The sequence below is a fragment of the Bacillus cereus group sp. BfR-BA-01311 genome (genome assembly GCF_022664295.1).
In the GTDB taxonomy this organism is placed as follows: domain Bacteria; phylum Bacillota; class Bacilli; order Bacillales; family Bacillaceae_G; genus Bacillus_A; species Bacillus_A cereus.
On sequence record NZ_JAKUHC010000001.1, the window covers coordinates 14,484 to 26,291 of the forward strand.

An 11,808-nucleotide genomic window follows, 5' to 3' on the forward strand; every position below is an offset into this window, starting at 1 on the left:
ATGTTTTAGAATATATTTAAATAAAACAACCTTTAGAACAAGGGAGATAGCTCGGCTGTCTTAAGATGAATTCGTTAGTTATTAAGAGTAACGATTAACCGAGAAGTCCTCGCTTTAAGTAAGCTCTTAAGAGATACTAGGTGAAGGATAGTTCACTTAACTTATATGTGTAATAACAGTGAGAAGGAGTAGTAGTAATAGAAGCTGGTTTAGAGAGTTGACGGTCGGTGCAAGTCAATCCACGTTTCGTTATGAACTCGCCTTTGAGTTGCAGTTGTGAAACTAATAGTAGCAATTGCCGTTAATCCACGTTACGGATCTAAGCGAATGTATATTTGTACATTAATTTAGGGTGGTACCGCGGGAATCTATAACCTCTCGTCCCTTTCTAGGGATGAGAGGTTTTTTGTATTTTGGGCGGTGAAAATAAATAGAATTTCAAGGAGGGTATCTCATGAGCTTTAATCATCAAGAAATTGAGAAGAAGTGGCAAGGGTACTGGGAAGAGAATAAAACATTCCGTACGCCAGATGAGACAGAAAAACCAAAATTTTATGCACTAGATATGTTCCCATATCCATCAGGTGCAGGCTTACACGTAGGACATCCAGAAGGTTATACAGCGACAGATATTTTATCTCGTATGAAGCGTATGCAAGGATATAACGTTCTGCATCCAATGGGATGGGATGCATTTGGTCTTCCAGCAGAGCAATATGCACTTGATACTGGAAACAGCCCAGCTGAATTTACAGAGCATAATATTAATACGTTCCGTAACCAAATTAAATCATTAGGTTTCTCTTACGATTGGGACCGTGAAGTAAATACAACAGATCCAAACTACTATAAGTGGACGCAATGGATCTTCCTAAAACTATTTGAAAAAGGCTTAGCTTACGTTGATGAAGTACCTGTAAACTGGTGCCCAGCACTTGGTACAGTACTTGCAAACGAAGAAATCATTGACGGTAAGAGTGAGCGTGGTGGACATCCAGTTGAGCGTCGTCCGATGAGACAGTGGATGTTAAAAATTACAGCTTACGGAGATCGTCTATTAGAAGATCTAGATGAGCTTGATTGGCCTGAAAGCTTAAAAGATATGCAACGTAACTGGATCGGTCGTTCTGAAGGTGCAGAAGTACACTTCAACATCGATGGTACAGACGAGAAATTCACAGTTTTCACAACGCGCCCTGATACATTATTTGGTGCAACATACTGTGTACTAGCTCCAGAACATGCACTTGTTGCAGAAATTACAACAGCAGAACAAAAAGAAGCGGTAGAAGCTTACATTAACGCTGTAAAAATGAAGAGTGACCTAGAGCGTACAGAACTTGCGAAAGAGAAAACTGGTGTATTCACTGGTGCTTACGCAGTTAACCCAGTAAACGGTGAGAAATTACCAATCTGGATCGCTGACTATGTTCTTGCAACTTACGGAACAGGTGCTGTAATGGCAGTTCCAGCTCACGATGAGCGTGACTATGAATTCGCATCAGTATTTAATCTTCCAATGAAGGAAGTTGTAAAAGGTGGAGATATTACGAAAGAAGTGTACACAGGTGATGGTGCACACGTAAACTCAGCATTCCTTGATGGATTAAATAAAGAAGAAGCAATCGCAAAAATGATTGAATGGCTTGAAGCAACGAGCGCAGGAAATCAAAAAGTAACGTACCGTCTACGTGACTGGTTATTCAGCCGTCAACGTTACTGGGGTGAACCAATTCCAGTAATTCACTGGGAAGATGGTACAATGACAGCTGTGAAAGAAGAGGAATTACCATTAGTTCTTCCGAAAACAGAAAACATCCGTCCTTCAGGTACAGGTGAATCACCACTTGCTAACATTGACGAGTGGGTAAATGTTGTTGATCCTGAGACTGGTAAAAAAGGTCGTCGTGAAACGAACACAATGCCGCAATGGGCTGGTAGCTGCTGGTACTACCTACGTTACATCGATCCAAACAATAGCGAAGCACTTGTAGATCCTGAAAAAGTAAAACAATGGCTTCCAGTTGATATTTATATCGGTGGTGCAGAACATGCTGTACTTCACTTACTATATGCTCGTTTCTGGCATAAAGTATTATACGATATCGGTGTAGTTCCAACGAAAGAGCCATTCCAACAATTATTCAACCAAGGTATGATTCTAGGTGAAAACAACGAGAAAATGAGTAAATCAAAAGGTAACGTTGTAAATCCTGATGATATCGTAGCAAGCCACGGTGCAGATACACTTCGTCTATACGAAATGTTCATGGGACCATTAGATGCTTCAATTGCTTGGTCTGAAAATGGTCTTGACGGAGCTCGTCGTTTCCTAGACCGCGTATGGCGTCTATTCGTTCAAGATAACGGTGAATTAAGTGAGAAAATTACTGACGCACCAAATAAAGAGCTTGAAAAAGCTTACCATCAAACAGTGAAGAAAGTAACAGAAGACTATGCAGAGCTTCGCTTCAACACAGCGATTTCTCAAATGATGGTATTCATCAACGATGCATACAAAGCTGAAACACTTCCAAGAGAATATGTAGAAGGTTTCGTAAAAATGATTGCACCAGTTGCACCTCATATCGGGGAAGAGCTATGGAGCAAACTTGGATACAATGAAACAATCACATATGCAAGCTGGCCAACATTTGATGAGTCTAAACTTGTAGAAGATGAAGTTGAAATTGTTGTTCAAGTTATGGGTAAAGTTCGCGCAAAACTAACAATGAGTAAAGACGCATCAAAAGAAGAAATGGAACAACTTGCACTTGAAGCAATTCAAGACCAAATTGAAGGGAAAACAGTTCGTAAAGTAATTGTTGTTCCTGGAAAACTTGTTAATGTTGTTGCAAATTAATTTATTCTAAATAAAAGCTCAGAGTATGTATACTCTGAGCTTTTTTGTGTAGAAAATAATCTCTGGATCACCCTAGCCTAAGTTTTCAATTATTCCAATACGTACAAATAAAAGAGCGGAATTCCAATACAGACAAACACCTATTTTTCTATAGGAAATATGATAAAAAAGGTAGGCTAAATTGAGTAGAAGAGGTGAAAGGAATGAAAGGGATGGACAATAATGCACCACATGGCTTTTTCGGAGGTGGATCGGATAGTTATGAACAAATGATGTTAATGGGAGGCGGACAACAAGGATATGGCGGAATTCCGAGCTGGATGGGTGGAACACCTGGAGGATTTTCCACATCAGTAGCTGGAGCACAAACTGGAATTCCAACATTAACAGGAGGATTTCCATCATCAGTAGCTGGAGTGCAAACAGGAATCCCAACATTTGTAGGCGGAGCAGCGGGAGGAGTACCAGTAGGCGTACCAACTACATTCCCATCTTTCGTTGGAGGAGTAGGTGGTTATCCACAAGGTTTTTACGGTCACCATGGCCACCACGACGGTCATCATGGACACCATCATCAAGGTCACCATGGCCATCATGGACATCATCACCACCAAGGTCACCAAGGTCACCATGGCCATCATGGACACCATCACCACCAAGGACACCATGGCCATCATGGACACCATCACCACCAAGGTCACCACGGTCATCATGGACATCATCAACAACAAGTACATCACCACGGCCACCATCATATACATCCGCAGGCTGTTCTTTATCAAATTCATCAAGATCACCATGGTCACCATGGCCACCACGGCCACCAAGGTCAACATGGTCATCATGGCCACCATCACCACCAAGGTCACCACGGTCATCATGGACATCATCAACAACAAGTACATCACCACGGCCACCACGGCCACCACGGTCACCAAGGTCAACAACACCAACAACACCAACAACACCAACAACACCAACAATACCAACAATACCAACAGTATCAACAACAACAATCTTCTCCTTGGACAGGTGGAATTGGAGCAGGAGGAGCGGGGGCAGCAGCAGGAGCGGCTAGCATTAGTGGAGCTGCAGGACATGCGGGACACGTGGGTCATTAATGATTGCCAGAAAAAAAGACATAATAAAAAACTGCTAGGAAATCCTAGCAGTTTTTTTCAGCTTCTTGGCGTTGACGTTCGATTTCAGCACGAAGTTGTGGTTCTGGTGCTTGCCAGCCTTCAGGTTTTAGAATTTTACCGTCACCTTCGCGGAATCGAGGTTTCCCGTCAGGGAATAGTTTTGCCATGTTTGCGTTATTTACAATTTCGAATCCTTTATCAGGACGTACGCCCATTTCGGCAAACGTGCCGAATGCAAAGTAAATAAGGTCAATCAGTGCATCATATTGATCTTCAACAGTCGTTGCTTCTAGAAATTCTTCTAGCTCTTCTTGCATAAAACTCGCACGGATTTTTGCACGTTCTTCTGTTAATTTTGTTGGAGTATTTGTCACAGGATGTCCGAATACTTCATGCATTTTCGCAACAAGTTCGTACCCTTTATCTAAACCTTTTTCGTTTGTCATGTTGTTTCATCCTTTCTTACGTTATGCCGAAGTTTATTGTAACATAAGGTGATTATGAAATGAAAAGAACATCTTATCGAAATAAGATGTTCGCTCGTTATTCTTCTTTTTTTATTAAAAGGGATGAAATAAGATCGATGCCAAAAATACCGACCAGTAACATTGGTATAACGACAAGCAAGTAACGTGTGAAGGAAACATTTTTTAAGTATGTATGAGCAAATAAAAAGACACCGAGAAATAAAATACCATTTAAAATAGGCTTTACTAATTTTTTAGACATAAGCTCCCCCATAAATATCTTCTCTCTCTATTTGATAATAAAAAAACTCCTCTCTCCGTTGTATCATGCTAGAGAGAGGAGTTCAATCATTTCTCATTCAATGACACCAGAATTTGTAATATTTACGGTGTATTTTATATGAACCGGAACATCCTTATACATTTGTCTCCATTCTTCTAATTTGAATGGGCGATAATGTTGTTTATACTTTGCACCTAGCCCGAGAGGGTCGACGCCTAAAGATTTAAGTTGCTTAATTAACTTAGCAGCTTGTTTATCTAATTGTTTTTGGACATCTTTTTCAATGTTTTTTGTGTTCTTGTTATTTTCTAAGTTAATTTGTTTTGATAGTTCTTGAATACGTGCATCAAGACGAACGTGAATGAAAAAAGAAGGCTTTCCGTTTTTAATTTTTATATCGTAAGTTGGAACAGAACGAATATTATTAATCATTACGTACGCAGAATCTGTTTTAAATTCATGTGAATCTAATTTATGTTTCTCTAATAGTCCTTTAAATATGAACATATCTTTTTCCGCAATTTTACCGATATATTTATCTTTTTTAAAAAGGCCAATTCCGGTAATTTTTATTTTATCACCATGCTTCTTTAGAATGGGAATATAGTAGTCTTTTCCTTCTTGATAATAGCGAAATGCTCCTATATGTAGATTATCCGCTGGTAAAGGTCCGGTCTCCATGTTATGTTCTAGCAATTTTTTTATATAAATTGCAACGTTGTATGAAGTCGAATATTTGCCTTTTAAAAGTTCAGTACCATTCCCATCTAATAAAGCAGCATATAAAGCGTTCCCTATATTCACATCTCGAAGTAATGTATCGAATGAAGTAGACATTCCTGTTTTGGCAAGTCTTATTGTATATAGAGCGACACGCATTTGTCCGCTAGCAAATGGTTGAGAAGACTCTAAAGATGTGTCTGCTTTTACTTGTTTTACCGCATTTGCACTGCCTTCAAAAACTTGAACTTTATTTCCTTTTTTCTGAATGGGACAAACGAATGTCACTTTTACTTTATTATCTTTTGCGACATCAAAAACGCTTCCTTGAATAAGTTGTACATCATCGATAATATTTTTTTGTAAACATCCAGTTAGACTGAATAATGTTATACAAGAAATAAGTATTAATTTGCTTGTGCTTTTGATTTTTTCCATTTTCTTTTCACCCACACAATAATAAATAGAATTGGGATGTATACATAAATGAGCCAAAAACTAACTTTTGATACATTACTAATAAAGTTATTAATATCGTGTCTGTTTGTTAAAAGTTGCGAAACAATGAGAGTGATAAAGATAAAAGCAATTAAAACACCCCTTTGTTTTACACGGAATATTTCATGAGTTCCTCTCATTGACGCCCATAAAGGGAGGATAAAACTTGAAATAATAACGAGTGCATAAGCGGAAATTGCAAGATATTCGAGTCTTTCTATGAATGGCAATTGAATGACTTGGGTCATAGAAAGTTGGGGCCATATCGTTTTTAACAATTGTTTTTCACTAAAAAATGCAAAGGCTAAAAGGGTGCTAAATAAATATAGAAGATTTGAAAATAGTGCCCCGTATTGAGCAAATTTATGAGATTGCATAGGTTTTTTCACAAATGGATACACCATGAGGTAAATCTCAAAACCGGTCATACTGTAGATTGACAGTTGAGCGGATTTTAAAATGTCTGAAAAAGAATGTGTGAATATAGGTAGTAAATTATCCCAATGTGAATATTTCAAAACGAATAAGCTTAGAAATAAATATCCTAATGTACCACCAACAGAGATGACGCAAATACCGGTAATTACACGAAATCCAGAAGAAATAATGTAATAACTAACTAAGCATAAAAAGAGTGTTAACATAAAGGTGGAAGCGGTAGGAAACATCCATACTTGAATAATTTCAACGTATGTTCGAATGACCGAAATACTGACGATTAAAAAATAAGCCATAAAGATGATGCTAATGCCATTTCCTAGCCATTTTCCAAATGTTTGCCGATGTAAATCAACTAAATTCCCATTTGTTTCTTTTAATAAGACATACATCATCCATATAAGAATATGGATGAAAATTCCTGTGATTATAACCCCCATCCAGCCGTCGTATCCAGCAGCTTTTGCGATAATTCGAGCGAATCCAAGAACTCCAGCACCAAACTGTGCACCGTGAATTAAGAAGAAAACAAAGATAGGAGATATTTGATATTTTTCTTGAACTTTACTCATCAATGCACCTCGTTTCTTAATCATCAAAATCCGATCTATGTTTTGTTGAAATTCCTTTCGCAGCTTTTTTTACATGTTGTGGTCTTGCTTGCACATCTCTTGTATCAATCATTGTTAATGGAAAACGGATCCAAGAATCTTTAACTGATTGTTGCCTTGTCGGGTAAAACAAAGCGTACGGCTTACGTAAGGAAGTAAGTCTAAATAGATGAGTAAATAAAAAGATAAATCCAAGAGAAATACCGAACAATCCACCTATTTCTGCAAATATGAGAAACGGGAAGCGTAGTAATCGAACGGCATTACCCATTTTATAAATAGGTGTAATAAAGGAAGCGAGTGCTGATAGTGCAACGATAATTAATAAAATGTTACTCGTTAACCCAGCTTGTACAGATGCTTGCCCGATTACGATACCGCCTACAATACCGAGTGTTTGCCCGACTTTCATCGGTAACCTTGCGCCGGCTTCTCTTAATAAATCAATTGCAAGTTCTAAAAAGAGCGCTTCAATTAAAGGTGGGAATGGTACTTGTGCCCTTGATAAAATTAAAGTTTCAAGTAAATCACTTGGAATAAGTTCATAATGATAATTTAAAACTGCAACGTATAACGGTGTAGCGCAAATTGAAAATAGAACGGCAATTAATCTTAAAATCCTTGAAAATGTAGCGTACATCCAGGAGACGTTATAGTCTTCTGGTGAAATGAAAAAATCGAAATAGGATACAGGTGTTAGTAAAACACTTGGAGAACCATCAACGAAAATAGCGATTTTTCCATCAATTAGTGCTTTTGTAACTCTATCAGTGCGTTCTGTATTGATATAGAGAGGGAAAATCGATTTTTCACCCATCAATTCTTGTATATAAGCACTATCATTAATTTGATCATATTCAAGAGCGCGTAATGATTCCTCGAGAAAATCTACATTATCTTTTTCAGCGAGGTTGTCTAAATACATCATGACAACTTTTGTTTTGGAAAACTCGCCGATAATCATTTCTTTTGTTTGTAAATCTAAAACAGGAAGACGTTTTCGAACTAAATTAATGTTTGTATCAATATCTTCTACGAAACCTTCTTGCGGACCAATAACAGTTGATTCGTTTAAAGGAGGGGTTGGTGCACGATAATTATCAATTGCAATGTTTGCAAGCATACATTTTTGATCTTGCTGATTCAATTGAATAATCGCATGCCCCTTTAAAACCATATCCTCAATTTTTTGTAAGTCGTTCGTAATTGTAATGCCGCTCATTGGAATATGTTCTTTCAGCTCTTCTAGTGAAGCATTAGGTCGTTCCAAAAGAGTAGGCATTAAATATTTTTGTAATTTCTCTCCATCAAGCGAAGGACGATAGTAAGAAATCCAATAAGGCATCGTTTCATCGTCGGATGTATGATAATTCACAAAATCACTAGATTTTTTCAGCTTCTCTATTAAATTTTGTAAAGAATGGATACGGTCTTTTTCTGGTTTTGTAAAATCATAAATACTATTACCTTTAGAGTGTTGTTGCTTACTTTGAGAAGGTTCATCTTGCTTAGCGTTTTGTTGTTTATCTTGAGAGGAATCCTCTTGTTTAGTACTTTGTTGCTTATCTTGAGAGGAATCCTCCTGTTTAGAGTGTTGTTGCTTATCCTGAGAAGAGTCATCTTGTTTAGAGTGTTGTTGCTTATCCTGAGAGGAATCCTCTTGTTTAGCACTTTGTTGCTTATCTTGAGAGGAATCCTCCTGTTTAGCGTTTTGTTGCTTATCCTGAGAAGAGTCATCTTGTTTAGCACTTTGCTGCTTATCCTGAGAAGAGTCATCTTGTTTAGCACTTTGCTGCTTATCTTGAGAGGAATCCTCCTGTTTAGAGTGTTGTTGCTTATCCTGAGAAGGTTCATCTTGTTTAGCGCTTTGTTGCTTATCCTGAGAGGAATCCTCTTGTTTAGTACTTTGTTGCTTATCCTGAGAAGAATCTTTTTGTTCGTGATTTTTACCTTTATTATGTTTCATACTTCTAGTCTGTTCTTTGTTATCATCCTCTTCATTGTTAGAATGCTGCTCCTGATTATCTGTTTCGTTTGCTTCTGGTTTATTTGATTTTTTTTTCTTACGTAACCAATTCCAAATCATGTGTATACCCTCTTTAATCTTGTAATATAGTGCTATTTTGTGGCTAATTTTGTATATTATTCATTTATTTATGAAAAGAAGAAGGAGATTAGTTTGCATGGAAAAAAATCTTTAGTAAGCAGTTCATACTATAACGGGAAGAGGGAGAATCTGTGCAAATTGTAAAAAAGGAGAAGTTTGTTTTAAAAGGGTTTACGTTTGAAAATGGCAGGGAAATTCCTGTTCAAATGGGATACGAGACATATGGTACGTTAAATAGAGAAAGGTCAAATGTGATTTTGGTTTGTCATTATTTTAGTGCAACAAGTCATGCGGCAGGAAAATATACAGTGCATGATGAGGAGTCTGGTTGGTGGGATGGGCTCATTGGACCTGGAAAAGCAATTGATACAAATAAGTATTTTGTTATATGTACAGATAATCTTTGTAATGTGCAGGTGAGAAATCCATATGTGATTACAACAGGACCGAAATCGATTAATCCAGAAACTGGAGAAGAATATGCTATGGATTTTCCGGTTTTTACATTTCTTGATGTAGCTCGTATGCAATATGAGTTAATAAAAGGTATGGGAATTTCAAGGTTACACGCTGTAATTGGACCGTCGGCAGGGGGAATGATTGCACAACAATGGGCGGTTCACTATCCACATATGGTAGAGCGGATGATTGGCGTTATTACGAACCCACAAAATCCAATTATTACGTCAGTAAACGTAGCGCAAAATGCGATTGAAGCAATTCAACTGGATCCAAGTTGGAAAGGTGGAAAATATGGAGAAGAGCAGCCGATAAAGGGGCTTCATTTAGCAAATAGAATGATGTTTATGAACGCGTTTGATGAGCATTTTTATGAAATGGCATTTCCTCGTAATAGTATAGAGATAGAACCTTATGAAAAGTTTTCTACACTAACATCATTTGAAAAAGAGATAAATAAAGCGACATATAGAAGTATAGAGTTAGTAGATGCAAATTCATGGATGTATACTGCAAAGGCAGTTTTATTGCATGATATTGCACATGGTTTTTCTTCATTAGAAGAATCTCTTTCTAACATAGAAGCGAATGTACTTATGATTCCATGTAAACAAGATTTGCTTCAGCCGTCTCGTTACAACTATAAAATGGTAGATATTTTGCAAAAACAAGGGAAGTATGCGGAAGTGTATGAGATAGAAAGTATAAATGGGCATATGGCGGGAGCATTTGATATTCATTTATTTGAAAAGAAAGTTTATGAATTTTTAAATCGGAAAGTATCTAGTTTTGTTTAGAAGACAAATGATGGGGAAAAGGTGCAATGTTTGTAGTAGGCACCTTTTTTTACATGATTTGTAGACGGAAAATATATGTGGCAATTGCTATACCGAAGAATGCGATACTAAGCAATAGAAATAAGAATGACATTTCTTGGGGTGATTTTATTTTTTTAGTATTTTTCATACTAAGAGTAATAATTGCAGCGATTAAGAAAATGATGCCCATTATGAAAAGGGAAAGTGTCATTTTCATTGGCTCCTTTCATAAGACAAGTATATTGAGGATACAATGCAAGAGTTATGTTTGTAAAGAATAAGTTTTGCGAGAAAATTGAGAAATAGTTTTTCGATTCTTTGCGTTCTTTCTTTTGCGTGCTAAAATTGGTAGAGAATGTTTGTGAAAAAGAAACTAAAGGTTTTATTGTATATAAGGAGGAACTACATATGACAGAAGTTAAAACAATTACTACAGAAGAGGTACAAGAGCGTTTAGAAAATGGAGAAACGTTATTTTTAGTAGACGTAAGAGAAGATGAAGAAGTAGCGGCAGGAAAGATTCCAGAAGCTGTACATATTAAAATGGGCGATATCCCACATAAAGTAGATTTCTTTAATAAAGAGAATGAATATATCTTTATTTGTCGTTCAGGAATGCGCAGTGAAAATGTATGTCATTATTTAAATGAGCAAGGATTTAAAACAGTGAATATGGTTGGCGGTATGCTTCAATATGAAGGTGAAACAAAATAGTTAATAGTTAAAAACTTGAAACGAGTCTGTTTCAAGTTTTTTTCTTTTGCATACAGTATAAAAAGGAGGAGGGGTAAATGGGGATTAATTTGCGTAAAGTAAAAATTATGAATAATACAGGAGCTGTTAATGTCGGCGACTGTTATGATATCTCGCCTTTAGCTGTAGCAAAAGTATATGCAGGTGCTGGAGGGTCGAGTGCGGCTATTTTTTTAAATGGGAAAAGACAGCCAGAAGCAGTCATTAGAACATCAGTGTTTCTTCCGCCGTTAGCAACAAGTACACGTACATTAGGTTCATAGAGGAAAGGTAGAGTGTAATTATGCCTGCTCATATAAAAGAATTTGTTATTGTGAATAACACTGGGAATATATTTACCGGTGATAATTTGAGTGATACTTCATTTACTGCTTCGAAATCATATAGTGGTTCAATGGGGTGCACTTGGATTGATGTTGTTACAGTAATAGGGACGGAGACGAAGCTTTGTTTACAGCCAGGTGATTCGGTGACGACAACATATACAAGAGGCACTCCTGCTGGTACTGTAACAGGAACAAATATGGGGCAAAGTGTAAATACATCGGGTATAGCACAAGCTGTCCCTAATACAGATAATATGGATTCAATTGCAGGACTCCCTTAAGGAATTAAGGGAGTTTTTATTATTTAAAATAAAAATAGTCTT

At 37.1% G+C, this 11,808-nt stretch carries 12 protein-coding genes and 1 other annotated feature; of the genes, 6 read left to right on the forward strand and 6 right to left on the reverse strand.

All coding sequences use genetic code 11. The features are described 5' to 3' along the window. Window positions 1-169 precede the first annotated feature (169 nt). Window positions 170-389, forward strand: a binding site (T-box leader). 65 nt (window positions 390-454) lie between these two features. Together leuS and MR136_RS00085 are read left to right on the forward strand one after the other, a co-directional pair. Further along, window positions 455-2,863, forward strand: coding sequence for a leucine--tRNA ligase (gene leuS, locus MR136_RS00080; RefSeq protein WP_000009461.1), 2,409 nt, complete (start codon window positions 455-457; stop codon window positions 2,861-2,863). 203 nt (window positions 2,864-3,066) lie between these two features. Next, a complete protein-coding gene (locus MR136_RS00085) occupies window positions 3,067-3,984 on the forward strand; it encodes a hypothetical protein (RefSeq protein ID WP_017674331.1) in 918 nt (305 codons plus the stop codon). A gap of 44 nt (window positions 3,985-4,028) precedes the next feature. On the opposite strand, the gene MR136_RS00090 is transcribed toward MR136_RS00085, so the two are convergent. The 5 genes from MR136_RS00090 to MR136_RS00110 form a co-directional block, all read right to left on the reverse strand. Then, window positions 4,029-4,451 (reverse strand): pyrophosphohydrolase domain-containing protein, encoded by a 423-nt coding sequence (locus MR136_RS00090; protein ID WP_000180554.1) that lies wholly within the window; start codon window positions 4,449-4,451, stop codon window positions 4,029-4,031. Window positions 4,452-4,548: 97 nt separating this feature from the next. Further along, on the reverse strand, window positions 4,549-4,734 hold the full coding sequence (locus MR136_RS00095) for a hypothetical protein (RefSeq protein ID WP_000038781.1): 186 nt from the start codon (window positions 4,732-4,734) through the stop codon (window positions 4,549-4,551). 93 nt (window positions 4,735-4,827) lie between these two features. Further along, window positions 4,828-5,913, reverse strand: coding sequence for a spore germination protein GerHC (gene gerHC / locus MR136_RS00100; protein WP_000411408.1), 1,086 nt, complete (start codon window positions 5,911-5,913; stop codon window positions 4,828-4,830). Then, window positions 5,883-6,983: a spore germination protein gene (locus MR136_RS00105; protein WP_000049052.1), complete on the reverse strand. Its 1,101-nt coding sequence runs from the start codon at window positions 6,981-6,983 to the stop codon at window positions 5,883-5,885. The genes gerHC and MR136_RS00105 overlap by 31 nt, the downstream gene beginning before the upstream one ends. A 16-nt stretch (window positions 6,984-6,999) precedes the next feature. After that, window positions 7,000-9,108 (reverse strand): spore germination protein, encoded by a 2,109-nt coding sequence (locus MR136_RS00110; RefSeq protein ID WP_242259209.1) that lies wholly within the window; start codon window positions 9,106-9,108, stop codon window positions 7,000-7,002. A 152-nt stretch (window positions 9,109-9,260) separates the two neighbouring features. Between MR136_RS00110 and MR136_RS00115 the strand changes: the two genes are divergently transcribed. Beyond that, complete coding sequence (locus MR136_RS00115; protein ID WP_001167639.1) at window positions 9,261-10,385, forward strand: homoserine O-acetyltransferase family protein; 1,125 nt, start codon at window positions 9,261-9,263, stop codon at window positions 10,383-10,385. A gap of 49 nt (window positions 10,386-10,434) precedes the next feature. On the opposite strand, the gene MR136_RS00120 is transcribed toward MR136_RS00115, so the two are convergent. Beyond that, complete coding sequence (locus tag MR136_RS00120; protein WP_000175905.1) at window positions 10,435-10,617, reverse strand: hypothetical protein; 183 nt, start codon at window positions 10,615-10,617, stop codon at window positions 10,435-10,437. Between the two features lie 197 nt (window positions 10,618-10,814). On the opposite strand from MR136_RS00120, the gene MR136_RS00125 reads away from it, so the two are divergent. The 3 genes from MR136_RS00125 to MR136_RS00135 all read left to right on the forward strand — a co-directional run bounded on the left by MR136_RS00125 (window position 10,815) and on the right by MR136_RS00135 (window position 11,766). Then, window positions 10,815-11,120, forward strand: coding sequence for a rhodanese-like domain-containing protein (locus MR136_RS00125; protein ID WP_000141207.1), 306 nt, complete (start codon window positions 10,815-10,817; stop codon window positions 11,118-11,120). 77 nt (window positions 11,121-11,197) lie between these two features. Further along, window positions 11,198-11,422 carry a spore germination protein gene (locus MR136_RS00130; protein ID WP_000512468.1) on the forward strand — a complete coding sequence of 75 codons (225 nt, stop codon included), beginning with the start codon at window positions 11,198-11,200 and terminating at the stop codon, window positions 11,420-11,422. A gap of 20 nt (window positions 11,423-11,442) precedes the next feature. After that, a complete protein-coding gene (locus MR136_RS00135; protein ID WP_001110855.1) occupies window positions 11,443-11,766 on the forward strand; it encodes a hypothetical protein in 324 nt (107 codons plus the stop codon). Window positions 11,767-11,808: the final 42 nt, after the last annotated feature.

Excerpts from the sequence above, each read along its gene's own strand:
- leuS (WP_000009461.1), top strand. The coding sequence starts at position 455 with ATGAGCTTTAATCATCAAGAAATTGAGAAGAAGTGGCAAGGGTACTGG.
- MR136_RS00085 (WP_017674331.1), top strand. The coding sequence starts at position 3,067 with ATGAAAGGGATGGACAATAATGCACCACATGGCTTTTTCGGAGGTGGA.
- MR136_RS00090 (WP_000180554.1), bottom strand. The coding sequence starts at position 4,451 with ATGACAAACGAAAAAGGTTTAGATAAAGGGTACGAACTTGTTGCGAAA.
- MR136_RS00095 (WP_000038781.1), bottom strand. The coding sequence starts at position 4,734 with ATGTCTAAAAAATTAGTAAAGCCTATTTTAAATGGTATTTTATTTCTC.
- gerHC (WP_000411408.1), bottom strand. The coding sequence starts at position 5,913 with ATGGAAAAAATCAAAAGCACAAGCAAATTAATACTTATTTCTTGTATA.
- MR136_RS00105 (WP_000049052.1), bottom strand. The coding sequence starts at position 6,983 with ATGAGTAAAGTTCAAGAAAAATATCAAATATCTCCTATCTTTGTTTTC.
- MR136_RS00110 (WP_242259209.1), bottom strand. The coding sequence starts at position 9,108 with ATGATTTGGAATTGGTTACGTAAGAAAAAAAAATCAAATAAACCAGAA.
- MR136_RS00120 (WP_000175905.1), bottom strand. The coding sequence starts at position 10,617 with ATGACACTTTCCCTTTTCATAATGGGCATCATTTTCTTAATCGCTGCA.
- MR136_RS00125 (WP_000141207.1), top strand. The coding sequence starts at position 10,815 with ATGACAGAAGTTAAAACAATTACTACAGAAGAGGTACAAGAGCGTTTA.
- MR136_RS00130 (WP_000512468.1), top strand. The coding sequence starts at position 11,198 with ATGGGGATTAATTTGCGTAAAGTAAAAATTATGAATAATACAGGAGCT.
- MR136_RS00135 (WP_001110855.1), top strand. The coding sequence starts at position 11,443 with ATGCCTGCTCATATAAAAGAATTTGTTATTGTGAATAACACTGGGAAT.